27 protein-coding genes are annotated in these 23,665 nt (G+C 27.5%); 21 read left to right on the top strand and 6 right to left on the bottom strand.

Annotated elements, in window-relative coordinates; genetic code table 11:
• Positions 1-27: 27 nt before the first annotated feature.
• Positions 28-552 (top strand): DedA family protein, encoded by a 525-nt coding sequence (locus tag GOM42_RS08570; protein WP_003474005.1) that lies wholly within the window; start codon positions 28-30, stop codon positions 550-552.
• Positions 553-753: 201 nt separating this feature from the next.
• Here GOM42_RS08570 and GOM42_RS08565 read toward each other — a convergent pair whose 3' ends face one another.
• Positions 754-1,176, bottom strand: a complete 423-nt coding sequence (locus GOM42_RS08565) for a hypothetical protein (protein ID WP_011590861.1) — start codon at positions 1,174-1,176, stop codon at positions 754-756.
• 235 nt (positions 1,177-1,411) lie between these two features.
• Here GOM42_RS08565 and GOM42_RS08560 point away from each other — a divergent pair, with 235 nt between their 5' ends.
• From GOM42_RS08560 to GOM42_RS08515, 10 genes are all read left to right on the top strand, one after another.
• The gene (locus GOM42_RS08560; protein ID WP_087325656.1) at positions 1,412-2,188 is read left to right on the top strand and encodes a sulfite exporter TauE/SafE family protein; all 777 of its coding nucleotides are present in this window, start codon (positions 1,412-1,414) and stop codon (positions 2,186-2,188) included.
• Between the two features lie 103 nt (positions 2,189-2,291).
• On the top strand, positions 2,292-3,149 hold the full coding sequence (locus GOM42_RS08555; protein ID WP_003454637.1) for a hypothetical protein: 858 nt from the start codon (positions 2,292-2,294) through the stop codon (positions 3,147-3,149).
• Between the two features lie 203 nt (positions 3,150-3,352).
• Entirely contained in the window at positions 3,353-3,538 is a 186-nt protein-coding gene (locus GOM42_RS08550) for a hypothetical protein (protein WP_003457312.1), read from the top strand.
• Between the two features lie 246 nt (positions 3,539-3,784).
• On the top strand, positions 3,785-4,789 hold the full coding sequence (locus GOM42_RS08545) for an MqnA/MqnD/SBP family protein (RefSeq protein ID WP_003457296.1): 1,005 nt from the start codon (positions 3,785-3,787) through the stop codon (positions 4,787-4,789).
• The gene (locus tag GOM42_RS08540) at positions 4,764-5,519 is read left to right on the top strand and encodes an ABC transporter permease subunit (protein WP_003474008.1); all 756 of its coding nucleotides are present in this window, start codon (positions 4,764-4,766) and stop codon (positions 5,517-5,519) included. The genes GOM42_RS08545 and GOM42_RS08540 overlap by 26 nt, the downstream gene beginning before the upstream one ends.
• A gap of 1 nt (position 5,520) precedes the next feature.
• Complete coding sequence (locus tag GOM42_RS08535) at positions 5,521-6,207, top strand: ABC transporter ATP-binding protein (RefSeq protein WP_011590858.1); 687 nt, start codon at positions 5,521-5,523, stop codon at positions 6,205-6,207.
• 20 nt (positions 6,208-6,227) lie between these two features.
• Positions 6,228-7,556, top strand: coding sequence for an MATE family efflux transporter (locus GOM42_RS08530; RefSeq protein WP_003457235.1), 1,329 nt, complete (start codon positions 6,228-6,230; stop codon positions 7,554-7,556).
• Between the two features lie 257 nt (positions 7,557-7,813).
• Positions 7,814-8,008 carry a DUF4250 domain-containing protein gene (locus tag GOM42_RS08525; RefSeq protein ID WP_003454644.1) on the top strand — a complete coding sequence of 65 codons (195 nt, stop codon included), beginning with the start codon at positions 7,814-7,816 and terminating at the stop codon, positions 8,006-8,008.
• Positions 8,009-8,047: 39 nt separating this feature from the next.
• Positions 8,048-9,013, top strand: a complete 966-nt coding sequence (locus GOM42_RS08520; protein WP_003454665.1) for a carbohydrate kinase family protein — start codon at positions 8,048-8,050, stop codon at positions 9,011-9,013.
• A gap of 76 nt (positions 9,014-9,089) precedes the next feature.
• Positions 9,090-9,242: a hypothetical protein gene (locus GOM42_RS08515; protein WP_003457268.1), complete on the top strand. Its 153-nt coding sequence runs from the start codon at positions 9,090-9,092 to the stop codon at positions 9,240-9,242.
• A gap of 40 nt (positions 9,243-9,282) precedes the next feature.
• On the opposite strand, the gene sulP is transcribed toward GOM42_RS08515, so the two are convergent.
• Complete coding sequence (gene sulP / locus GOM42_RS08510) at positions 9,283-10,938, bottom strand: sulfate permease (RefSeq protein WP_003457300.1); 1,656 nt, start codon at positions 10,936-10,938, stop codon at positions 9,283-9,285.
• A 219-nt stretch (positions 10,939-11,157) separates the two neighbouring features.
• Between sulP and GOM42_RS08505 the strand changes: the two genes are divergently transcribed.
• Positions 11,158-11,793 carry a hypothetical protein gene (locus GOM42_RS08505; protein WP_003457193.1) on the top strand — a complete coding sequence of 212 codons (636 nt, stop codon included), beginning with the start codon at positions 11,158-11,160 and terminating at the stop codon, positions 11,791-11,793.
• 118 nt (positions 11,794-11,911) lie between these two features.
• Entirely contained in the window at positions 11,912-12,448 is a 537-nt protein-coding gene (locus GOM42_RS08500; RefSeq protein WP_003457215.1) for a hypothetical protein, read from the top strand.
• A 16-nt stretch (positions 12,449-12,464) separates the two neighbouring features.
• On the opposite strand, the gene GOM42_RS08495 is transcribed toward GOM42_RS08500, so the two are convergent.
• Positions 12,465-13,181 (bottom strand): polysaccharide deacetylase family protein, encoded by a 717-nt coding sequence (locus GOM42_RS08495; RefSeq protein ID WP_003457278.1) that lies wholly within the window; start codon positions 13,179-13,181, stop codon positions 12,465-12,467.
• A 176-nt stretch (positions 13,182-13,357) separates the two neighbouring features.
• On the opposite strand from GOM42_RS08495, the gene GOM42_RS08490 reads away from it, so the two are divergent.
• Positions 13,358-13,642, top strand: coding sequence for a hypothetical protein (locus GOM42_RS08490; RefSeq protein ID WP_003454593.1), 285 nt, complete (start codon positions 13,358-13,360; stop codon positions 13,640-13,642).
• An 11-nt stretch (positions 13,643-13,653) separates the two neighbouring features.
• Entirely contained in the window at positions 13,654-14,538 is an 885-nt protein-coding gene (locus GOM42_RS08485) for a selenium metabolism-associated LysR family transcriptional regulator (RefSeq protein ID WP_087325657.1), read from the top strand.
• 53 nt (positions 14,539-14,591) lie between these two features.
• On the opposite strand, the gene GOM42_RS08480 is transcribed toward GOM42_RS08485, so the two are convergent.
• Positions 14,592-15,239, bottom strand: a complete 648-nt coding sequence (locus tag GOM42_RS08480; protein ID WP_003454634.1) for a hemolysin III family protein — start codon at positions 15,237-15,239, stop codon at positions 14,592-14,594.
• A 238-nt stretch (positions 15,240-15,477) separates the two neighbouring features.
• On the opposite strand from GOM42_RS08480, the gene GOM42_RS08475 reads away from it, so the two are divergent.
• The 3 genes from GOM42_RS08475 (at position 15,478) to GOM42_RS08465 (ending at position 17,307) form a co-directional block, all read left to right on the top strand.
• Complete coding sequence (locus GOM42_RS08475) at positions 15,478-16,032, top strand: DUF1836 domain-containing protein (protein WP_003454691.1); 555 nt, start codon at positions 15,478-15,480, stop codon at positions 16,030-16,032.
• 85 nt (positions 16,033-16,117) lie between these two features.
• On the top strand, positions 16,118-16,708 hold the full coding sequence (locus GOM42_RS08470) for a hypothetical protein (protein ID WP_003463726.1): 591 nt from the start codon (positions 16,118-16,120) through the stop codon (positions 16,706-16,708).
• A gap of 134 nt (positions 16,709-16,842) precedes the next feature.
• A complete protein-coding gene (locus GOM42_RS08465; protein ID WP_087325659.1) occupies positions 16,843-17,307 on the top strand; it encodes a deoxyuridine 5'-triphosphate nucleotidohydrolase in 465 nt (154 codons plus the stop codon).
• Between the two features lie 160 nt (positions 17,308-17,467).
• On the opposite strand, the gene abc-f is transcribed toward GOM42_RS08465, so the two are convergent.
• The gene (gene abc-f / locus GOM42_RS08460) at positions 17,468-19,399 is read right to left on the bottom strand and encodes a ribosomal protection-like ABC-F family protein (protein ID WP_110016194.1); all 1,932 of its coding nucleotides are present in this window, start codon (positions 19,397-19,399) and stop codon (positions 17,468-17,470) included.
• Positions 19,400-19,568: 169 nt separating this feature from the next.
• On the opposite strand from abc-f, the gene GOM42_RS08455 reads away from it, so the two are divergent.
• Positions 19,569-20,855: an aminotransferase class V-fold PLP-dependent enzyme gene (locus GOM42_RS08455; RefSeq protein WP_003474079.1), complete on the top strand. Its 1,287-nt coding sequence runs from the start codon at positions 19,569-19,571 to the stop codon at positions 20,853-20,855.
• 256 nt (positions 20,856-21,111) lie between these two features.
• On the top strand, positions 21,112-21,477 hold the full coding sequence (locus GOM42_RS08450) for a C-GCAxxG-C-C family protein (protein WP_003454615.1): 366 nt from the start codon (positions 21,112-21,114) through the stop codon (positions 21,475-21,477).
• A 58-nt stretch (positions 21,478-21,535) separates the two neighbouring features.
• On the opposite strand, the gene GOM42_RS08445 is transcribed toward GOM42_RS08450, so the two are convergent.
• A complete protein-coding gene (locus tag GOM42_RS08445) occupies positions 21,536-22,738 on the bottom strand; it encodes a 6-phosphofructokinase (RefSeq protein ID WP_003454596.1) in 1,203 nt (400 codons plus the stop codon).
• A 408-nt stretch (positions 22,739-23,146) separates the two neighbouring features.
• Between GOM42_RS08445 and GOM42_RS08440 the strand changes: the two genes are divergently transcribed.
• The gene (locus GOM42_RS08440) at positions 23,147-23,566 is read left to right on the top strand and encodes a PTS sugar transporter subunit IIA (RefSeq protein WP_003454549.1); all 420 of its coding nucleotides are present in this window, start codon (positions 23,147-23,149) and stop codon (positions 23,564-23,566) included.
• Positions 23,567-23,665 lie beyond the last annotated feature (99 nt).

The raw sequence follows: 23,665 nt of genomic DNA, 5'->3' as shown, positions 1-23,665 counted from the left end.
GGGGAAAATATTAAATTAAGGGGTTATATGAAAGGAGAAAGAGAAAGTTTTATGGACATAGATGCTGTGCTAAATTATTTTGCAACTTATGGTTTAACCTTGTTATTTGTAATAGTATTTTTAGAATATTTAAATCTACCAGGACTACCAGCTGGAATAATAATGCCTGCTGCGGGGATATTAGCTTCTAGAAATAATCAAAGTATAGTTCTTGTGGTTTTTATATCAGTTGTGGCTGGAGTTTTAGGAAGTATAGTACTATATTTAATAGGATATTATGGAGGGGCAATACTCTTAGATAAATTAGGATTGAAGTTTCCTAAGGTTCAGCCAACCATAAGAAAAAGCAGTACTATTTTAAAGGAAAAAGGACTTTTTGGAGTTTTTCTTTGTAGACTATTGCCTGTTTTAAGAACCATAGTTTCTATTATAGCAGGTTCAGTAAGAATGAATTTCTTTAAGTTTTTAATCTATTCTACTCCAGGGATATTCTTGTGGAATTTGGGATTTATATTTACAGGATATTTCTTTGGAGATGTATTTTTAAAATAAAAATTAGTATGTAAATAAAAATGGCTGTATTAAAATAATAAGTTAAACTAAAATTTATTAATTAATCTTAGAAAATTAAATAATATATTTAAGTTTTAATTATTTTAATACAGCCAATTTAAATTTTATATGAAAAATAATAAATCTAAAAGGAAAATCCTTTTAAAATAAGAGGAAAAGTATTAGTTATTTTCTCATATCTTACATAAGAAAGAAGTTAGCTAAGGTTGAATTAGGATTTTCTTTTAAAATTTCTTTCGCAAGATTAGAACAAATCTCATAAGTTAATAGAGGTTTCTCTAAGGTTCCAAATAATAAAAGCCATTCCATATATTTTGTGGAGTTTTCTAACTGAAAGGCTTTCTTTCCATGATAAAAAGCTAATTCTTCATAATATAATGGTATCATTACTATAAATAAATAGTAGGATATAAGATAATTGCAGTAAGCAAGTTCCTTTCTTTTTGTCTTTTCTATAGAAGTAAGTTTATTATAAAGATAAAAATAAAAATTATTTTGAGTGTGAAAATCCTTTGTTTTAAGTAAGATTAAGTGTTCTTCTGTTATGTCAAAAATACTACATTTATTTAACTCTAAATTCAATAAATCATTTAATGTTTCCATAATATATCTCCTTATAGTGTAATATATAAGTATAACATACTACATAAGATTTCTTATGTAAACAATTTAGGGTTTAAGCTTTTTGAAATACTTTGTTGTAATATATAAATATAGAGTTTTTAGGTGAGTTTAGGCGAGCTTTTTAAATTAAATATGGAAAGGAGGGAATGTAAAAGAATATAATAGATGAGAATTTTAAAATAATATAAATAGCTTAATTTAAGGAAGTGGTAATATGGTTTTAATATATTTTTTAGTGGCTCTATTATCAACAATTTGTGGATCAATGGCTGGACTTGGTGGAGGAGTAATAATAAAGCCAGTTTTAGATTTCTTAGGAGACTACAATATAGAAACTATTGGAGTTTTATCAGCATGTACTATTTTTTCTATGGCCTTAGTTTCGGTAATCAAACAATTATCTTATAAAAGTAAGATTGATATAAAAAATACTGGGCTATTAGGTATTGGTTCTGTAATTGGAGGATTATTAGGACAAAAGTTATTAACTTTTATATTAAAAATTGTTCAAGGAAGAATTGTATCTTTAGTGCAAAGTGGAATTTTAGCATTGTTATTAATATTTGTTTATATATACATGAATAATAAAGAAAAGTTTAAGAGTTACAAAATTGATAACTTTATTTTAAGCACTATAATTGGGATATTTTTAGGATTAATAGCATCCTTTCTAGGTATTGGGGGAGGACCAATAAATGTTGCCTTTTTAACAATATTCTTTTCCATGGAAGCTAAGAATGCTGCTAGAGATTCTGTCCTTATAATACTATTTTCTCAAGCATCTAAACTTTTAACTATTGCTTTTGGAACTGGCTTTTCTGGGTATGATCTATCCATGCTTCCATATATGATATTTGGAGGTGTTTTAGGAGGTTTTATAGGGGCAAAATTTAATAGAATCTTTAGTAATGAAATAATATTAAGAGTTTTTAATACTATAACAATTTTAATTATAGGACTAAATATATATAATTTTATAACTGCTATTTAATAAAAACTTTTTAATTTAGGCATAGATGAAATATATATGTAAATAAAATGTGATATAATAATTGAAAAGAATATATTCTCAACAAAGTGAGGGTGATAAAAACATGGGAAGAACTAACATAAGTTACGGAGCTAAGGATATTTTATATAAGCTTATGGGACAACTTTATAAAGGAAAACCACTAGAAATTTTAGGAGTTAATGATATGCCTAAAATAATGGACAGGCTACCAAGAAACTTTTTTGAAAATGAAGTCTCAGAGGGAGGTCCTAATGAAATATTTATTTTAGAAGATGGCTCTATTTTACTTTTTGGATATGAGGATGAAAAAAATATAGATGAAAATATGTTTATATACTTAGAGGTGGCTGTTAAGGTTATAAAGAGATATTATAAGCATAGAGGAGCCTTTCCAAAGGTTAGAATGGCTATAATTTATAATTCAAGTGTAAAAGAAGCTAGAAACACATTAAGTTTTGGAGATATACTTATTTGTTCAGAAAGCATATTTATGAATAAGCTAACTGCGGAGAAAGTTTTAAAAGAGTTAAAGGAGAAGGTTTTAGAAGATAATTTAACTCAAGCTGATAAGATAAAATTCATAATGTTGCCACTTATGAAGAGTGAGCATGATGATAGCAATATTTTAAGAGATTGTGTTCAGTTAGCAAAATCAATAAAATCTGAAAGAGATGAGGCAATTATATTAAATGGAATAATTGAATCTACAGATAAGTTTATTAGTGAAGAAGAAGCAAGAGAACTTAAGGAGTTGTTAGAAATGACTAAGATTGAGAGATTATATAATGAAGAAAGAGATTTAGCTGTTAAAAATGCAAGAAAAGAAGAGCAATTAAGAATAGCAAAAAGCCTTGCAGGCATATTATCACCTGAGTTAATATCAGAAAAGCTAGGTATAACAATAGAGGAAATTTACGAGCTTCAAAATGCAGAAGGCTAAAGAGAATAGAAAAATTTACTTTTAATAAAAAGCTTTGGATGAGAATAATTTTTAGAGATGAAAGTTATTTTCCACCAAAGCTTATTTTAGTATTTTAAATAATATATTTAAAATATGAACATCATAAAGAAGATATTCATAAAAATGAAAAATGTGCTATAATTAAAATCATTATAGATTTTTTAAAGGAGAGAAGTTAAAGAATGGAACTTTTAGTTTATGTTAAAGGAAGAAGGGATCCTTTTACTTATAGTGGTGATAGAATAGATGTTTTAGATTTTGAAATGAATGGGATAAAGTATAAGCAAATAAGATATTTTAGAAAAGGTTTTTCCAAATCAGAACTTATAGAAAGTGAATTAATAACTAGAATGAGAGAAAACAAGTAGATTAATTTTGCCATGAATAAAATAAGCCTTTACTCATAAAATAAAACTGATTTAAGATGAGGAGGTGAGATTTATGGCAAAGAAAGATCAACAATCTTCTTGGAATTCAAAAAGATTTAAAGCACCTAAAAAGAATAATGAAGAACCAGTGCCAGAAATTCAAGGAAAAAAATAGATATATATTGAAAAAATAATGAATAAGTGGCAAAATAAAACATAGAAAATTTATTATATGGAGGTGCAGGGGTGAAAAAATTAAATAAGTTTTTATCATTAGGTCTAATGGTATTATTTTCATTAAGTATATTAGTAGGATGTAATACTTCTAAGAAAGAAGAAGCTAAGGCACCAGAAGAAAAAACATCCATAGAAATAGTAGTACCAGATGGACTTCCAGCTATTAGTATAGTTAAAATGATAAAAGAAAAACCAGAAATAATAAAAGGCTTAGATATAAATTATTCAATAGTAAAGGGATCAGATGCTTTAGTTTCTAAGGTGTTAAAAGGAGAGGGAGATATATGTATAGTTCCTTCAAATGTAGCTGCTATTGCATATAACAAGGAAGCTAAATATAAACTTGCAGGAACAGTAGGTTTTGGTTCATTATATGTTATAAGCAGTGATGATTCTGTTAATAGCTTAGAAGATCTTAAAGGAAAAGATGTTTACAATGTTGGTCAAGGATTGACTCCAGATTTAATATTTAAGATATTACTTCAAAATGATGGAATAAATCCTGAAAAAGATTTAACATTAAGTTATGTAAATGCAGCTTCAGAATTAGCTCCTTTATTTATAGAGGGAAAAGCTAAATATGCAGTTGTTCCAGAACCTATGTTAACTCAAATAATGACAAAGAAACCAGAAACAAAAATAGTAGCATCATTAAATGAACAGTGGAAAAAAATGAGTGATTCAAAAATGGGATATCCTCAGTCTAGTGTTATAGTTAAAGAGGACCTAGCAAAAAATAATTCAGAGGCTGTTCAAAAGATCTTAAAGGAAATAGATAATAGTACTAAGTGGGCAAATGAAAATAAAGAAGAAGCAGGTGCCTTTGCAGAAGAAGTTGGCATAACAGGCAAAAAAGAAATAATAGCTAAATCTCTAGAAAGAGCAAATTTAAATTACGTAAGTGCTTTAGATAGTGAAAGTGAATATATTAAATATTATGACAAGATTTACAGCTTAGAGCCTAAAGCTATAGGAGGTAAAAAGATAAATGAAGAAATTTTCTTACAAAAATAAGAAATTAATATTTTTATCTTCAGTTATACTTTTTATTTTATGGCAATTAGCTAGTATGATTATAGGGAGTGAGGTAATATTACCTTCTCCCTATTTAACGTTTAAGGGGTTAATTGAAGTAATAAAATCAAATGATTTTTTCAAAATAATAATAAGTACTTTAGGAAGAACTTTCATAAGTTTTACCTTAGCCTTAGTTATTGCTTTATTTTTAGGTGTGTTTAGTGCTTTTAATAAATATGTTTATAATTTTATGATACCTATATTAAATGTAATGAGATCTTTACCAACAATAGGCTTTATAATACTTGCTTTAATTTGGTTAAGTCAAGGCATAGCTCCTATATTAGTTGGGTTTGTAATGAGTTTTCCTATATTTTATGATGCCATAATAGGAGCTATATTAAATATAGACAAAAATATACTAGAGATGGCTAAGGTTTATGAGATTGGTATGGGTAATTTAATAAAGAATATATATTTGCCAAGCATAAGTTTTGCCATATGTAGAATAATGGTTTCAACCTTTTCCCTAACTATGAAGTTAGTAGTTGGAGGAGAAGTTATTGGACAACCTAAATATGGTATAGGAACGGCACTTTTTGTGGAAAAGAATTATTTAAATACTAATATGGTATTTGCATGGATAATAGTAGTAATTATTATAGGAATAATTTTTTCTTTAATACAAAAAACTATTGATGGTAGAGTTTTTAGGTGGATGAAATAAAATGAGTATTAAATTAATAAATATAGAAAAGAATTTTGGAAGTAAAAAAATATATGATAAATTTTCTTTAACCTTTGAAGAGGGAAAAATAAACTGTATTTTAGGGAAATCTGGGTGTGGAAAAAGCACTTTATTAAATATAATAGCTAATCTTGAAGAGATTAACTCAGGCGAAATTATAGGAGTTCCTAAAAAAATAGCCTATGTGTTTCAAGAGGATAGGCTTATTGAATGGAATAGTATATACACTAACATGGAACTTCCCTTATTAAAAACTTACGCAAAGGATGAAAGAAAAGAAAAAATTAAAAATATCCTAAGAGAAGTTGAACTAGGGGATTGTATGAACTCATATCCTAAAGAGTTAAGTGGAGGTATGAGGCAAAGAGCAAATATAGCTAGGGCACTTCTTTATAATGGAGAACTCCTTTTAATGGATGAACCCTTTAAATCCTTAGATAAAAGTAGCAAAGAAGATATTATTGAGATATTTAAAAAAAATCATTTAGAAAAAAATAATACAGTTATAATGGTTACCCATGACATAAATGAGGCCTTAAGCTTAGGAGATAATATATTTTTATTAGGTGGTAACCCAGTTAGTTTAATGGATAAATTTAAAGATGTACAAAAATCAAAAGAAAAAAATAATATAGAAGATAAAATTCTACTTATTTTAAAAGAATAAGATTATAAAGGAGGGGTACAATGAGCAAAAAATTAGATTTACTACAGGATAAAGAAAGTACATTATTAAGAAAATATATGATACCTTCAGTTGCAGGAATGTTAGGCTTATCAGTGTGTATATTATTTGACACCATGTTTATAGGTCATAAAATCGGAGAATTAGGCTTAGCTGCACTAAATATAGCCTTGCCAATATATAATTTATATAGTGCCATAGGGCTTACTATTGGAGTTGGAGGAGCAACAGCCCTATCCGTAGCTATGGGGCAAAAAAAATTCCATAGGGTAAATAGAATATTTACTTCGGCAGTATTTGCAACTATCATATTTTGTATAATAATAAGTTTATTAGAAGTTTTCTTTTTAGATAAAATAGTTTATATGCTTGGAGCTTCAGAAGCAACCTTTCCTTTAGCTAAAGAATATTTAAAGATTATTTTAGCCTTTAATCCTGCTTTTATTTTTGCATCTGCATTTATTGTTTTTGTTAGAAATGATAGAGAGCCTAAATTAGCTATGTATGCAGTAATAGGATCAAATACAACTAATATAGTACTAGACTATGTATTTATATATATATTTAATCTAGGAATGTTTGGAGCAGCTTTAGCAACATCTATAGGGCAATTGGTAGCCTTAGGAGTTTTATCAATACATTTTATAAAGAAAAATAATACCATGCATATAGAACTTGGAGGAATAAATTTAGATAATATAGGAAAGGTACTTAAAAATGGAGTGCCTAGTTTCTTAAATGAAATATCAGCAGGCTTTGTCATATTTATTTTTAATATTGTAATATATAAATTTGAAGGAGACTTAGGAGTTTCAGCCTATGGAATAATTACAAACATAGTTTTAATATTCATGGCAGTCTTTAATGGAGTATCCCAAGGGGTTCAACCTTTAATAAGCGTAAATTTTGGAGCTAAAAAGGAAGAACGTGTTAAAGAATTCTTAAGGTTAACAAGAATAATAGTACTAATTTTAGGTGTAGGTTTTCTAGGTATGGGACTATTATTACCAAATCAAATGATAGGACTATTTACAAGTGATAGGGGAAGATTATTAAGTATAACTAGACAGGGAATATATCTATACTTTATAGCATTCTTATTTAATGGAAGCAACATACTTAACATAGCTTATTTACAAGCAGTTGAAAAATCAAAGGAATCATCTCTTTTATCAACACTTAGAGGATTAGTATTTGTTATTATATTTATAATAGTCTTACCAAGAATTATAGGGGTTTATGGAGTATGGCTAACAATTCCAATAACTGAGTTAAGTACACTTTTATTATTTTTAATATTTGAAATAAAAAGTAAAAGAAAAAATATATAAAACAATAAAAACCGTTGATTATCAACGGTTTTTATTGTAAATGCAAAGAAGTAAATATAGTATAGTAAGAGTTATAGTGATTTTTTAAACAGGAGGTTAAGTTAGTATAATTAACCTAATAACATACTATGCAGATTTATTAAAATGTGATAATAAATTAAATAAAAATATGATAATAAATTAAATAAAAAATTGTAGAAGTTAAATAAGTTGTATATAATAATATTAAAGCACTTTTTAAAGGAGAGATTTTTTAAATGGACATTGGTAATTATAGAGAGATGGATCCATATATGTTACTTAGTATTATAAATTTAAAATTAAGAGATTACTATAGTGATATAGAAAGTTTGTGTGATGATTTAGGAATTGAAAAAGATATTATTGGACAAAGACTTAAAGACTGTGGATACATATATAATAGAGAAAACAATCAGTTTGTTGCTGAATAATTATAATTTATGTTTTTTAAAATAGGGAGGATTAATTAAATGAACTTAAGAAAAGAACCATATTTATTGGTATTTGGAGCTTCTGTAGTGGATGTGTTTGGATTTAGTAAGGCCAGTTATAGACCCTATAACTCAACACCAGGTCATGTAAAGATATCTTTTGGGGGCGTTTGTAGAAACATTGCTGAAAATATGGCAAGAGTAGGCGTAAATACTAATTTTATGTCCATATTAGGTAATGATGAGCATGGAAAGAGTATAGTAGAGCACTCAAAGAAAATAGGATATCATATGGATGATTCTATGGTAATAGAAGGTGGAAGCACTCCAACTTACTTAGCTATTTTAGATGAAAATGGTGAAATGGTTTCTGCTATTGCAGATATGAAAAGTATAGGAGCTATGAATACTGATTTCATAGATTCTAAAAGAGAAATCTTTGAGAATGCTGAATATACAGTTTTAGATTCTGATAATCCAGAAATAATGGAATATTTATTAAAGAACTTTAAGGATAAAACTAACTTTATCTTAGATCCAGTATCAGCAGAAAAAGCAAGCTGGGTAAAACATCTTATAAAGGATTTCCATACAATAAAACCTAATAGACATGAAGCAGAAATATTAGCAGGTTTCCCTATAACAGATACAGATGACTTAATAAAGGCAAGTAATTATTTCTTAGGTTTAGGAATTAAAAAGGTATTTATAAGTTTAGATGCTGACGGTATATTCTATAATGACGGTGTATCTTGCGGTAAAATAAAGGCAACAGAAGTTGATGTTAAAAATGTTACAGGAGCAGGGGACTCTTTTGTAGCTGGATTAGGATACGGATATATGAATAAAATGCCTATAGAGGATATTGTTAAATTTGCTATGACTATGTCTAATATAACAATATCACATGAGGAAACAATTCATCCAGACATGGCTTTAGATACTGTTTTAGCTAAATTAGAGAAAACAACTTGGGAAGAAGAAAAATACGATTTAAATAAATAGAATAAAATATTTTGTATTTTCTTGTAGGCTTAAACTTTAATCCTACATAAATATATAAATGTGGTGAGGTGAGATTATGAGTAAAAAAATAAAAAAAGGAAAACTTGCTCTATTAGCCCTAGCAGGAAGTGCTTTTGTAGCATCACTGTTATATGATAAAAACCAAAAAAATAAAAAAGATATGGAAAACTTAGAATTAGAGTTACAAAATATAGAATCTGAAGAATAGAAAATGAAAAAGACACTAGTAATTACTAGTGTCTTTTATTTTAAATTAAAGAATTTGCTTTTTCTAAAGCTTCATCAAAATTTGTAGCAAAGTGATCTTCACCTAAAGTATCTATAAATCCCATAAGTCTCATAACTTTTTTTGGCTGTTCTTGTAATTCAGATATTATTAAAGTCATATTACGAGACTTACAACTTAGAGCTATATTTTTTATTTGTTTATATCCTGTAACATCTAAAGTCTTAGTATGTCTCATTCTTAAAACAAGAACCTTTGCATCATCATTTATTTCCTTCATTGTATTCATAAATGTATCTACAGCACCAAAGAAAAGGTGACCTCTTATATCATAGACTAAGACATTTTCTCCAACCTTAAGATTTTCCATATCAGTATCTATATTAGATTTATCAGAACAGTCACTTTCATTTAATTCATTTACTTCTATAGAAGTAGCAACTCTTCTCATAAATAAGCACATAGAAACTACCATTCCTATTCCTATAGCAATTACTAAATCAAATAATACTGTTAAGAAAAATGTTGTTAGTAATATAGCTATATCACTTTTAGGAGCCTTAAGTATTGCTTTAAAAGTTCTCCATTCACTCATGTTGTATGAAACAATTATTAATATTGCTGATAAAGTAGTTAATGGAATGAATTTAGCAAGAGGCATAAATACAAGCATTATAAGTAATAAAGTTATTGAATGAACTATACCAGAAATAGGAGTTCTTCCCCCATTTTTAACATTGGCAGCAGTTCTAGCAATTGCTCCAGTAGCAGGAATTCCTCCAAATAGAGAAGAACCCATATTAGCTATTCCTTGTGCTATAAGTTCTGCATTTGAATTATGCTTGTCTCCAATCATACCATCTGAAACAACAGCAGATAATAAAGATTCAATTCCACCTAAAAGAGCTATTGTAAAAGCAGGTCCTATTAATGCTTTTAATGTATTAAGATTTAGGTTAGGAATATGAGGCATTGGAATATTTGAGCTTATTTTACCAAATTGACTTCCTATTGTCGCAACAGGTAAATTAAATATAAATACTACTAAAGTTGTTACTATTAAAGCTATTAAAGATCCTGGAATCTTTTTATTTATTTTTGGCCAAAAGATTAAAATAATAAGTGCTAGTAATCCTATAGCTAATGTATAAAGGTTTGTAGTGTTCATATGAGATATGTAAGCTTCCCACTTAGGTATAAACTCAGAAGGAGTTTTAGTCATTGAAAGTCCTAAAAAATCCTTAACCTGTGTTGAGAAAAGAGTTACAGCTATACCAGAAGTAAATCCTACCGTTATTGGATAAGGTATGTATTTTATTAAGCTACCAAATCGTAATAAACCAAATAAAACAAGAATAATACCAGCCATAAATGTGGCAATTATTAGTCCATCAACTCCATGATTTTGTATAATACCAAATACTATAACAACAAAGGCACCAGTAGGCCCACCAATTTGAACTCTACTTCCTCCTAATAATGAAATTATAAATCCAGCTATGATTGCAGTTATTAATCCTTTCTCAGGAGACACCCCTGAAGAAATACCTAATGCAATAGACAGGGGAAGTGCTATAATAGCAACTATTATCCCAGCGATTAAATCTTTAAAAAATTGTTCTTTTGAAAATCCGTTCTCTTTATCATCTAAAAGAGAAATTAACTTTGGTTTGTACATTGAAATATATCAACTCCTTATAAAACAGTCGATTTCTATTATATTACTTAAATGGTACATTTACAATTTCGTAGAACGATTTGAAACGTTATTAATTAGGAAATAGCTATTTTATTTACAAAAAGTTTACAGAAATTATCTTGAAGGTAACCTATGTTACAGAAGAATAGGGAAAGATAAAATATAATTGACTTATAAATTATATTAAGAGGTGAAAGTATGAGTTTATTTTTAGGAAAAATCCATTTTTGGTTATTTGATAAAATAAAGTGGTTTGAAAATCTAGAGGAAGAAGTTTTAAAAATAGCAAAGGAAAGAAATATGCCAGTAGAGGAGTGGGTTTCTTATACAAATTTAAATTTTGGAGAAAAAACTCCAAATAAACCTTTAGATGAAATAATAGATGAAAGTAATATACATGGTTGGTTAGAAGGAAGAATAAATTCAGCTGAGAGTAGATGCGCATATTATATAACTAATATGTTAAAGGAAGATAAGGGAGTAAAGAAGGAGCTTATAGAGCTTTATGAAAACCATGGAAAAATAAATGCAGATGAGTGCAAAGGGCAAATAGATGGGGAAAATGTTTTAGAAGTGTATAATTCTTTAAATGATTATATATTAGATGGTATGCCTTGTGATAGAATTAATGAGATTTTAGAAAATTCTCCTGAAAAAATAGTATGGCATATGAGTAGAGACCTACATGAAAGATTTTGGGAAAGTGTAGGAGGAGATGTAAATGAGTTTCATGATTTAAGAAATTCATGGATAAAAGCCTTTGTTGAAGAAATTAATCCACAATTAGAATTAGTTATTTATGAAAATGGACATAAGGCTATAGTAAGAAAATAGGTTAGACTATTAATTTTTAAATATTATAAATAAAAATATAGTGAAATAGGTAAGATAATGGCACTTTGGCAGTTGATGACATATTATAAATTAAAACCCTTTAACATAGGAGGATAATATGTATTTAGCTCAAGGTGCCATTATAAGTTTGGACTTAGGTAAAGGGCATATTATAGACAAAGATACATCAGATGATTTAAAAGAAAAAATTCAAAGAACTATTCTTTATTTTTTTAAGAAGGAAGTAGCTCAAAATAATTTAAGGTTTATTGATTTTACTCCCTATAATGAATTTTTTATTTCAAATGGAGAAAAGTTAAAAAGCATAGTGAAAAGAGTAAATAGAAGTGAATCAGATTTGCATATCACTTTAAATATTGATTTTTCAAAGTCAAATGAAATATTTTGCTTTGTAGAAGAATTTGATTCAAAGGGGAGAAAGTTTGCAGAGAATATATGCTCATTTTTTGAATTAAGCAATTATAAGAATAAGGGTGTTAAGAAGGCAGAAGTTTATAATCTTTTATATATGGATAAACCAAGTATAATAATAGACTTAAATCTAAATATTAAGGATGAATCTGAAGTGGCTAAAAAAGGGGAATGCATAGCTAAAACTTTAGTTGAATCTATTTTATCCTTAGGAACAAAATAAATGTTGAGAGAGAATCTCAACATTTATTTTTTAATCTATAAATTTCAGGAGTACTTTCATCTATTAATTCAAAGCTATATCCAGCTGATTTAAAATGTTTTATGATTGATGGCAATGCTTTAGCAGAATTATTATTAGAATACCCACAATGCATTAAAAGTACAATATAATCAGAATTAGAAATTGACTTTTGAACTATAGAACTTGGGCTTAGGTTTGGATTAAGGGCATCAGTGCTATCTACTGTCCAATCATATATTCTAAAGCCTTGTTCATGTAAGGAGTCTACTAAGGATTTTTTTAAGGTATATGTGCTATTATTAGAGCCAAATGGAAATCTAAGAGAAAATACTTTCTTTCCAATAACTTTTTCTATGGCTTCTTGAGCTTTTAAGTTTTCTTCTAGGAATGAGGAGTCATTTCTGTAAATTTTATTTCTCTCATGGGTAAAGGTATGTACTCCTATGGAATGACCCTCATCATTCATTCTTTTAACTAAATCAGGGTGTTTTTCTACTAGTTCTCCTATTAAAAAAAATGTAGCTTTTACATCATTTTCTTTAAGGGTGTTTAAAATTTCTTCTGTAACCTTACCACCAGGGCCATCATCAAAGGTTAAAAATATTTTTTTTGTGCTTTCTTCTAATTCAGCTGCTTTAATAGGTTTTGAAGAGGTAGCTAAGGCTGAAAAAGAAAATATTAATGTAATTAATAAAAAAACAAATTTTTTCATTTTATCACTTCCTTAAGTATTATTTCTATATTTAAAACATCTTAATTAGTATTTTCAAAAAAAGCATTAAATATAAGCACATTAGGTTACAAATTAGAAAGGAATAATTGTTTTTTATTTCTTTCACTTTATGTTATAATTAATAAAATAAAAAATATAAAAGAGAGTGATAATATATGGAGAAGTATTTAAGAATATTATTAGGAATAATTGTTACAATACTTATATTCGCTTTTGCAATTTGGGTATTACCTTATGTTTTAATAGGAGTTGCAATACTGATCCTTATAGGATGGGTGTACTTTAAATTTATAAGAAAGTATGTTAATAAAAACAAAAAAGAAAAAACAGAAACTTATACTTACACATTTACAAAAGAAGAAAAGAAATCAGAGGCTGATATGCAAGATGATGGCCCTGTTATTGATGTTGATTTTGAAGAAGTAAAAGATGATAAATAAGGATTGATTTAATGAATTTTAGAAAGTTAAAAATATTTTTTGAAACAGCTAAATGTTTAAATATGACTAAAGTAGCTAAGTCTATGTATATAAGTCAGCCATCTATAAGTCAAGCCATAGCTGAATTAGAAAGTGATCTTGATGTTAAACTTTTTGATAGAATAGGTAAAAGGCTTTATCTCACTCATGAGGGTGAAGTATACTTTGAATATAGTAGAAGAATTTTAAACCTTTATGAAGAGGCAAATAGTACCATTAGAAGTAGTAAAGAAGGTCAAAAAGGGAAAATAGTTATAGGTGCAAGTACAACAATAGGTATATATATACTTCCAGAGTTAATAAAAGAATTCAAGGAGTTACATAAAAATATAGAAATCTCTTTAATAATAGAGAATACACAGTTAATAGAAGAGCTTATTATGGAAAATAAGGTTGATATTGCTTTAGTAGAAGGATATGTAAAATCAGATGAATTAGAAGTTTTTGATATAGGAAAGGATGAGTTAATATTTATAGCAAATCCTAATAATCCTATATTTTCAAAGGATAAAATAACTTTAAAAGACTTAGAAGATGAAAAATTTATTATGAGGGAGCCTGGAAGTGGTACAAGAGAAATTATAGAAAATTATCTTATAAACAAAGGGTGCAACTACAATGTATATATGGAACTTGGAAATACAGAGGCTATTGTAAGAGTTGTAGAAACAGGACTTGGTATATCCTGTGTTTCTTGTAAAGCTATAGATGAAAGAATTAATGAAGGCTTAATTAAAGAAATAAAAATAGATGATATTAAGGTAAGTAGAGATTTATATCTTATATATCATAAGGATAAATTTATTTCTAAAAACTTAGAAATATTTATAGATAAAATTAAAAATTCAGATATATAAAAAAAAAAGGATAGTAATACTTATTTTTTAGTATTACTATCCTTTCTTTTCTTTTATAGTAGATAAAAGAAAATTGATATAAAGTGACATAGGCTTCCTAATAATATGAATATATGAAATATTTCATGGAATCCTAAGTTATTAAATTCAAGAAATTTTGGTTTAAGTGCATAAATTATTCCACCAATTGTATATATAACTCCACCTATTGCTAACCAAATTAATGCTAAAGCAGGTATGTTTTTGAAAAATGGAATAGCACCTAAAGAAATCCATCCCATTCCTATATACATAAGAGTAGAAAGAATTCTAGGACAATTAAACCAAACCATCTTAAATAAAATACCTAAAACCGTAAGAATTACTATTAAAGAAGTTATAAAAATTTGAGCTTTACCTTCAAGACCAATAAGACAATAAGGCATATAACTTCCGCAGATAAGTATAAAGATCATAGAATGGTCTAAACGTCTTAAAAATGCTATAGTTTTTTCCTTTGCATTAACTAAATGGTATATAGCAGAGGCACTATAAAGCAAAACTAATGAAAAACCAAATAGAATAACTGATAAAAGTGGTAATCCAATCCCGTATATATAAGTAGCTTTAGCTGTTAGTGCCACTAAGGCGAATATTGATAAAATAGCACCAAATAAATGAGTAAAACCATTTATTGGTTCTCTAAAAAACGTATTTTTCATAACATACCTCCAAGGAAAAAGTTTTCAAGTAGTTTTCGAAACTACTTACTATCATATTACAATTATCCTTTAAATATAGGAATATATCAACCTTTAAATTAGGGAGAATTTTAATGATATGTAGATAATATTGCCAAATATCTTGAATTTATTTTGATTTCCTTATAATATAATATATATAGGATGAAATGTAGTTTTAGAAACTATATGATAAATTAAATGGAATGGAAGTGATTTTATGAATTTAAATGATTTATTAGAGAGTTTAAATTTAGATAATAATATTAATTTAGAGGATATACCAGAATTAGATTTATATATGGATCAAGTAATACAATTATTTGAAAATAAATTAGGTGGAAATAAGAGATTTGAAGAAGATAAGATTTTAACTAAAACTATGATTAACAATTATGCTAAGGGAAAATTGTTAATGGATATAAAAAATAAAAAGTATAGTAAGGAACATATTATACTTATGTGCTTTATATATAATATGAAGGGTATATTAGCCCTTAGTGATATAAAACTAGCTTTAGGAGATATTGTTGAGGGATATAATAAGGAAGAATTTAATTCAGAGGATATAAGAAAGCTCTATAAAATATATTTAAAGGGACAAGAAAAGAATATAGAAGATATAAAGCAGGAAATTAATATAGATTTAAATAATTTAGGAGAAGAATTTAATTCACTAGAAAGTAGTGAAAAGAAATTACTTTTATCTGCAATGCTTGTGGATAAAGCAAATATATATAAAAAACTAGCTGAAAAAATACTTGATAGTGAATAGACATTAAAACACATAAAATGTAACAATTTGTAATTGGTAGTCATAATATATATTAATCATATGATAAAACCTAGGAGGGTAAATTATGGATTATAAAGATTACCAATGTGATTCTCAAGGAATAGAATTAAATGAATTAGAAGAATTATTTGAAGATGCAAGATATAATAACTATCATCATAATCACTGTGATAACCATGACCATCACAATCATTGTGATCATCATGATCATTGCAATCATCATGATCATAATCATGGATGCTGTGATGATGGAAGAGATTGTTGTAAGAGACCTCAACCAAAACCAATTCCTAAGAAAGGAACTATTGAAGTACAATCTTTATTAGGATGTTCTGATGGTGAACCAATAAGTGGAATGCCAATAGAATTATATAAAGTAGATTGTAACACTGGTTTTGAACTTGTAGATTGTAAATATACAGATCGTTGTGGTAAGGTTTGTTTTAAATGTTTAGAAGATGGCTTATATGCTGTTAAACAACCTGTAGACCGTTGCTACTTTGAAGCACCAGAATACTATCCATGCTATGAAGTATGTATTTCTCCAAGAAATAAATATGCTAAAGTAGTAATAATCAACAAATTAAGAGATAGGGAAGACTGTAATAGACCACCTATACGTTGTAGATGCAATAGTGAAGCAAGCTGTCAATAATTAGAATAAAATTATTTAGAAGCTCACAGAATATTCTGTGGGCTTTAATTTTTAGAAATAAAATTATATAATAGCTATAGTTTAATTTTATTTCTAAAAAATTATATAGATTAAACAAAAGAAAGGAATTTGATATGATAATTAGAATTAAGTATTTTGATAAAGCAACTAAATTAAAAAAAATAACAAAGGGTAATTGGATAGATGTATATGCTAATAAGGATGTATTTGTTAAATGTGGAGAGAGAGCAATGGTACCTTTAGGATTTGCTTTAGAACTTCCAGAAGGATGGGAAGGACATTTAGCACCTAGAAGTTCAACTTTTAAAACTTGGGGAATTATACAAACTAATAGTGTTGGTGTTGTAGATGATACATATATAGGAGATAATGATCAGTGGCATATGCCTGTTTATTGCTTACAGGGAAAAGACATTGAAAGTGAGAATGGGGAAGAAGTTAAAGGAACTTGGATAAGAAAAGGGGATAAAATAGGTCAATTTAGAATTATGGAAGTTATGCCAGAAATAGAGTTTGAAGAGGTAGAATCCTTTGGAAACAAAGATCGTGGTGGATTTGGTACTACAGGAAGAAAATAGATAAATAAAGAAATAGTGTATAAAAATAACTTTAAGAAATTTATTTTTATACACTATTTTATTTAAGTTCAATTTAAAAGAGAATGCATGGGAAATTTTTTAAAGAACTTTCCATGCATTCTCTTTTTAGATTGTTATATGAATAAATTCTTTTATTATTTTATTCCTCAAGAGATTCAGAAAGCTCTTCCCAAGTAGCGTAAAGAGAATCTATTTCTTCTTGAACTGAATTAATTTCTTTATTTACTCTTACACTTTCCTCTGGATTTGAATAAACTTCCTCAGTACAAAGCATTTCTTGAAGTTTTTCAAGTTCTTCTTCTTTTTGAGGAATTAATTTTTCAACCTCTCTAAGTTGAGCTCTTAAAGCTCTAGCTGATTTTTCAGCAGATTTTTTCTTTTTTCGTTCTTCTTTTATTTGTGTTTTTGTTTTACCTTGGTTTATTTCCTCATCAATATCTTCATATCTATTAGGATTAGCTTTCTTATCCATATAATAATTGTAGTTTCCTAAGTATGTTTTAAGACCATTTTCTTGAAGTTCAACAATTTTGTTGATTACTTTATTTAGGAAGTATCTATCATGGGAAATTACTATTAAAGTTCCATCATAACTTAAAATTGCATCTTCTAGGGCTTCTCTAGACATAATATCTAAGTGATTTGTAGGCTCATCTAAAAGAAGAAGATTGGCCTTTGAAAGCATAAGTTTTAAAAGGTTTATCTTACACTTTTCACCACCACTTAATAGGGAAATTTCTTTAAATACATCATCACCAGTAAATAGGAAAGAAGCAAGATAATTTCTAACCTCAGTAGTAGTAAGATTAGGGAAGTCATCCCAAACTTCATCTATTATGGTTTTATGAAGATTTAAATTAGATTGCTCTTGGTCATAATATCCTGTAAATACGTTTTTACCAAGGGATACAGAACCAGAATCCTGTTTTAACATTCCCATTATTATTTTAAATAGAGTAGTCTTACCTCTACCATTTTCCCCTATTAGGGCAACCTTTTCTCCACGTTTTAAATCTAAATTTACATTTTCAAATAAAAGACTATCATAGCTCTTTTTTAGGTTTTCAATATGTAAAACATCATTTCCGCTTTTAACTAAGGTTTCAAAGCTTATTTTAGAAGCTTCTTTTATAACCTCTGGGGCCTCTAGACGATCCATTTTATCTAAAGCTTTTTGTCTACTTTCAGCAGCTCTAACACTTTTTTCTCTATTAAATGAACGGAACTTTTCTATAATTTCCTCTTGTCTTTTTATTTCTGCCTGTTGAAGATTATAAGCTTTTAATCTAGCTTCAATATCCTTTTTTCTAAGTTCAAGGAATTTAGTATAGCTTGCATTATAACAATGTATCTTTCCACCAATAAGTTCAAAGGTTGTATTTGTTACAGAGTCTAAGAAAAATCTATCATGGGAAATAACAAAGACTGTTCCCTTATAACCATTAAGATATTCTTCAAGCCATTCTATAGCTTCTAAATCTAAGTGGTTTGTAGGCTCATCTAAAAGAAGTAAGTCTGGTTTTCTTAAAAGCAGTTTACAGAGTGCTAATCTAGTTTTTTGACCACCACTAAGGTTTATAATTTGATTGTTGAAATCTTCCTCTAAAAAACCTAAACCTTTAAGAACTCTAGAAATTTCTCCCCTAAAAGTATAACCGCCTCTATTTTCATAAAGTTCTTGAGATAAGGTATAATCCTTTATAAGTTTATTATGATATTCTTCATTTGAAGAATCATAAGGTTCATTAAGTTTTTCTTCTAAGGTTTTAATTTTATCTTCAAGTTCCGTTAAAGATGAGAATACAGAAAGCATCTCATCATAAATAGTATTTTCACTATCTAAAGATAAATTCTGAGAGAGATATCCTAGGGTTTTGTTTTTATCTAAAAATAATTCACCACTATCATAATCAAGTTGCTTGGTAAGAATTTTAAATAAGGTTGATTTACCTTCTCCATTTGGTCCTATTAAACCAACCTTGTCACCTTCATTTATATTAAATGTTACATCTCTTAAAATCTCATCAATACCAAAACTTTTAGTTAAGTGTCTACAGCTTAAAATAATCATTTTAAAACTCCTATCATCGAATTTATAGTATTAATCACATACAATTATACTAATAATGAAGAATTTCATCAAATTAAATGTTTATCTAGAAAGGATTTCATGAAATCCTTATGTTTTAAGAACCTAATTTAAACCTTTAGAATAATATATACCATTGGAGTGATGTGTTATGAATAATAATTTTAGAGAATTGTTTATAGGCGTTGATGAAGAAATAACTATTTACAATGGAAAAAAGATAGTACCAATTAATCTTGATAATGCAGCTACTACCCCTGCTTTAAAGGAAGGATTAAGATGCGTTAGTGACATGTTGCATGTATATAGTTCCATTGGAAGAGGAAAAGGATATAAAGCAAATTTTTGTAATGAATTTTATGAAAACTCAAGAAAAAAGATTTTAGAGTTTTTTAATGTTAAGAATACAGAGGATTATACTGTAATATATGTTAAAAATGCCACTGAAGGGTTGAATCTTTTAGCACATTCCTTAGGAAACAAAAAGGATTATATAATAAGCACTAGAATGGAACATCATGCAAATGACTTGCCTTGGAGAGAAAATAGCAATATTTTATATGTTGAAGTGGATGAACTAGGACTTTTAAAAAAAGAAAAGATAGAAGAATTAATTAAAAAACACAAAGGAAAAGTAAAATACTTAACAATAACAGGTGCCTCTAATGTAACAGGATATTTAAATCCAATAAATGAAATAGCAAAAATGGCTCATGATAATGGAATTAAAATAATAGTAGATGCAGCTCAGTTAGTTGCTCATAAGCCAATAAATATAGGGGGAACTGGAAATAATGATCACATAGATTTTCTAGTTTTCTCAGCTCATAAAATGTATGCTCCCTTTGGAACAGGGGTAATTATTGCATTAAAAGAGCTTATAAAAGATAAAGATCCATTATTAAAAGGTGGAGGAGCCGTGGACTTAGTTTCAGATAATAAGGTCTTTTTAGATAGTGAGCCAGAGCGTTTTGAAGCAGGAACACCTAATATAATAGGAGTATGTTCACTTTTATCATCAATTAAAGTAATAAAATCTATAGGTTTTGACAAAATAGAATTATTAGAGGAAAACTTGAAAAAAACTTTGTTAGATGGCTTAAAAGGTATGCCAGATATAATAACATATGGAGATTCTAATTATAAAAATAGAATAGGAGTAGTTGTCTTTAATGTTAAAGATATCCACCATGATGTAATATCAGAAAGGTTAGCTAACCTTAGGGGAATATCTATTAGAAATGGAACTTTTTGTGCTCATCCTTATGTTAGAAGGCTTTTAAACCTTAAGGATGAAGAATTTTCAAAATATGCTTATAGCAATAAGCCTAGACCAGGTATGTTAAGAGTAAGTTTAGGATTATATAATACTAAAGAAGAAATAGAGGAATTTTTAAATACCTTAGAAATAGTAAAAGAAAAAGATTTTAGACTATAAAATTCATTCTAAATAAATTCTTAAGTTTTCATATATAAGAATTTATTTAGAATTTTTTTATGTAAAATCACAGAAATAAAAAGAAATTTTTGATATTATAAATTATGTAATTAATCTTATATTAAATTAAAAAATAAAAGTTATATATTTTATTTAGAAGTTATTTTACTAGTTTAATTTAATATAAGACATAATATTATAAATATTTATCTTTTGTGGAATATACAGGAGATATTTTAGAAAGAAGGAGAAAAATATGAAAAGTCCATCAGAATATCATAAGGAAGGATATACTTGTGCAGAGGCTATTATAAAATCTTATAATGAAGAATTTAATAAGGATATACCAGTATCTTTAGGAAGTGGTATGGGAACAGGAATGGCTGTTGGAAGTTTATGCGGAGCTGTAAATGGAGCAGTTGTAGCTATTGGTTTCATAAAAGGAAGAGAGAGTAATGATGAGAAAAATGAGGCCAGAGCTTATTCAAAGGAACTTCTAAATAGAATAAGAGAAGAGTTTAATTCAGAAATTTGTTTAGACTTAAAGAAAAGTAAGGTAAGTTGTGCAGAAATAATAGATTTTGCATATGATACTTTAAAGGATGTTCTTAAAGAAAAATAAAAGACATGCAGAAAATGCATGTCTTTTATTAAATGTAGGTAATTGAGTAAAATAATATTTATAAAACAAAACTATGATAAAGAGGAAGAGAATCTCTATCCTCAAAATCGCTAATTAATGGCTTAAGGTATGATAAACCTTCTTCGGTTATATTATTACCTTCTTCATTTATCCATTCACTTGGAAAATATTTTATATTATTAGCTATTTTATCAGCTTCAATTAAAAAAGTAGAGCTCTTATATGGGAATGAAGAATCTCTTCTTATAGCAACCATATAACCACCTTCTGAATTAATAGAAGCTTCTAAGGCAGCTTGTCCTACCATAACAGCTTCATTTACATCTATTTTAGATGAAGCATGCATAGAACATCTTTGTAGAGTATTAAGTTCTAGAGATTTAACTCTATGTGTTATACTAGCTTGGATTATTAGGTTCTTTAAGTAAGCACCTACACCACCTAATTGAGCATGTCCAAATGAATCGTCATTTGGTGCAGTTTCAGTAAGAAACTTTCCATTTTCATCTTTTAATCCTTCAGAAGCTACTATATATACATGTTTTTTTTCTTTAAATATTCTAGCTACATCAGTTAAAAAGCTTTGTACTGAAAATGCTCTTTCAGGTAAATATACTAAATCAGCACATTTATTCCCGTTTATAGTTGCTAAAGCACCAGAAGCTGCTAACCAACCTGTATCTCTTCCCATAGTTTCAATTATGAAAATTCCATTATTAGTATAAACTTTTGAGTCTAAATAAGTTTCTAAAACTGCTGTAGATATGAATTTTGCAGCGCTACCAAATCCTGGAGTGTGATCTGTGTGCATTAAATCATTATCTATTGTTTTAGGGATTCCAAAGAATTTTATATCTATATTCTTAGCTTTTGCAAAAGCATTTAATTTAGCAGTAGTATCCATTGAGTCATTTCCACCTACATAAAAGAAAGCTTTTATATTAAGTGAGTTTAAAATATCTAAAAGTTTTAAATACTCATCTTCACTTTCACTAAGAGGTTTTAATTTATATCTACAAGAACCTAAACCAGAGGCTGGTGAATTTTTAAATCTTTCTAATTGAAGTTCATCAAGGTCTGAAAGGTTTATTATTTTCTTATTTAAAATACCTTCTATTCCGTTTAATCCACCATAAACATTCTCATATAAATTAAGTTTTTTATTTGCTTTAACTAGACCATAAACACTAGCATTTATTACTGAAGTAGGTCCACCAGACTGAGCTATAATACAATTCATTTGAAAAATCTCTCCTTTTATTATGCACATTTATATAAAAAAGGTTAAATGTGCTATACTATTAAACTTAATAACGTACTCTATTTCATAATATACACTACTTTAATATTTCTTGTCAAATAGAAATATTAAAATTTTAATTTAAATTGAATTTGAAAATAATTCGTATTTATTTTGATAATTTTAAAAAACATAGGGTTTTATTAAATTTTTTGAAAAATTAATTGATATTTTAATTAAAAAAAATAAATGGAGTTTTATTTAAATATTGGGTAACTTATTAAAGAAATTATCAAGAAAGTATTAAGAAAAATTAACAATGATTAAAGAAATATTTCTATTTTATTCATTTTTTGGTTGATTTTTGTTCACATGTGCTATAATTAGTAATCGAGAGGTGAATTTTTTATGAACAAAAAAATCTTAATAGCAAGCCATGGCAAATTGGCAGGGGGAATTCAGAGCTCCTTAAATATACTTGCAGATAAGGGTGATGATGTAGAAGTTATAAATGCATATATCACTGATGAGGATTACACTCCACAAATTGTAAATTTTATCGAGAGCATTGGGGAGAATGAGCAAGGTATAATATTTACTGATTTATTTGGCGGTAGTGTTAATCAAAAAGCAGTAACACAAGTTGCAACTGCTAAAAAGGAAAATATTTTTATAATTTCTAATGCTAATTTAGCAATAGTATTATCAATATTATTTTCCGCTGAAGATGAGTTAACAGAGGAGTCTATAAAAAATGCTATAGATGAAGCTCAAGTAACTCTTGTTTCAACAAAGTTATCTAGTGATGATGAGGATGACTTTTTCTAGATATTAAGAAATTAAAAACCAATATCTAACAATACCCTTTAAGAAAACGATTAATTATATTTATATGAAATAATAAATTTTTTTTAAAGTAATAGTAAT

The sequence above is a fragment of the Clostridium sp. 16K-1-R1 genome (genome assembly GCF_023921145.1).
Taxonomy (GTDB): Bacteria; Bacillota; Clostridia; order Clostridiales; family Clostridiaceae; genus Sarcina; species Sarcina perfringens.
This window is presented reverse-complemented; position numbering and strand designations above follow the sequence as displayed.

Excerpts from the sequence above, each read along its gene's own strand:
- GOM42_RS08570 (WP_003474005.1), top strand. The coding sequence starts at position 28 with ATGAAAGGAGAAAGAGAAAGTTTTATGGACATAGATGCTGTGCTAAAT.
- GOM42_RS08565 (WP_011590861.1), bottom strand. The coding sequence starts at position 1,176 with ATGGAAACATTAAATGATTTATTGAATTTAGAGTTAAATAAATGTAGT.
- GOM42_RS08560 (WP_087325656.1), top strand. The coding sequence starts at position 1,412 with ATGGTTTTAATATATTTTTTAGTGGCTCTATTATCAACAATTTGTGGA.
- GOM42_RS08555 (WP_003454637.1), top strand. The coding sequence starts at position 2,292 with ATGGGAAGAACTAACATAAGTTACGGAGCTAAGGATATTTTATATAAG.
- GOM42_RS08550 (WP_003457312.1), top strand. The coding sequence starts at position 3,353 with ATGGAACTTTTAGTTTATGTTAAAGGAAGAAGGGATCCTTTTACTTAT.
- GOM42_RS08540 (WP_003474008.1), top strand. The coding sequence starts at position 4,764 with ATGAAGAAATTTTCTTACAAAAATAAGAAATTAATATTTTTATCTTCA.
- GOM42_RS08535 (WP_011590858.1), top strand. The coding sequence starts at position 5,521 with ATGAGTATTAAATTAATAAATATAGAAAAGAATTTTGGAAGTAAAAAA.
- GOM42_RS08530 (WP_003457235.1), top strand. The coding sequence starts at position 6,228 with ATGAGCAAAAAATTAGATTTACTACAGGATAAAGAAAGTACATTATTA.
- GOM42_RS08525 (WP_003454644.1), top strand. The coding sequence starts at position 7,814 with ATGGACATTGGTAATTATAGAGAGATGGATCCATATATGTTACTTAGT.
- GOM42_RS08520 (WP_003454665.1), top strand. The coding sequence starts at position 8,048 with ATGAACTTAAGAAAAGAACCATATTTATTGGTATTTGGAGCTTCTGTA.
- GOM42_RS08515 (WP_003457268.1), top strand. The coding sequence starts at position 9,090 with ATGAGTAAAAAAATAAAAAAAGGAAAACTTGCTCTATTAGCCCTAGCA.
- sulP (WP_003457300.1), bottom strand. The coding sequence starts at position 10,938 with ATGTACAAACCAAAGTTAATTTCTCTTTTAGATGATAAAGAGAACGGA.
- GOM42_RS08505 (WP_003457193.1), top strand. The coding sequence starts at position 11,158 with ATGAGTTTATTTTTAGGAAAAATCCATTTTTGGTTATTTGATAAAATA.
- GOM42_RS08500 (WP_003457215.1), top strand. The coding sequence starts at position 11,912 with ATGTATTTAGCTCAAGGTGCCATTATAAGTTTGGACTTAGGTAAAGGG.
- GOM42_RS08495 (WP_003457278.1), bottom strand. The coding sequence starts at position 13,181 with ATGAAAAAATTTGTTTTTTTATTAATTACATTAATATTTTCTTTTTCA.
- GOM42_RS08490 (WP_003454593.1), top strand. The coding sequence starts at position 13,358 with ATGGAGAAGTATTTAAGAATATTATTAGGAATAATTGTTACAATACTT.
- GOM42_RS08485 (WP_087325657.1), top strand. The coding sequence starts at position 13,654 with ATGAATTTTAGAAAGTTAAAAATATTTTTTGAAACAGCTAAATGTTTA.
- GOM42_RS08480 (WP_003454634.1), bottom strand. The coding sequence starts at position 15,239 with ATGAAAAATACGTTTTTTAGAGAACCAATAAATGGTTTTACTCATTTA.
- GOM42_RS08475 (WP_003454691.1), top strand. The coding sequence starts at position 15,478 with ATGAATTTAAATGATTTATTAGAGAGTTTAAATTTAGATAATAATATT.
- GOM42_RS08470 (WP_003463726.1), top strand. The coding sequence starts at position 16,118 with ATGGATTATAAAGATTACCAATGTGATTCTCAAGGAATAGAATTAAAT.
- GOM42_RS08465 (WP_087325659.1), top strand. The coding sequence starts at position 16,843 with ATGATAATTAGAATTAAGTATTTTGATAAAGCAACTAAATTAAAAAAA.
- abc-f (WP_110016194.1), bottom strand. The coding sequence starts at position 19,399 with ATGATTATTTTAAGCTGTAGACACTTAACTAAAAGTTTTGGTATTGAT.
- GOM42_RS08455 (WP_003474079.1), top strand. The coding sequence starts at position 19,569 with ATGAATAATAATTTTAGAGAATTGTTTATAGGCGTTGATGAAGAAATA.
- GOM42_RS08450 (WP_003454615.1), top strand. The coding sequence starts at position 21,112 with ATGAAAAGTCCATCAGAATATCATAAGGAAGGATATACTTGTGCAGAG.
- GOM42_RS08445 (WP_003454596.1), bottom strand. The coding sequence starts at position 22,738 with ATGAATTGTATTATAGCTCAGTCTGGTGGACCTACTTCAGTAATAAAT.
- GOM42_RS08440 (WP_003454549.1), top strand. The coding sequence starts at position 23,147 with ATGAACAAAAAAATCTTAATAGCAAGCCATGGCAAATTGGCAGGGGGA.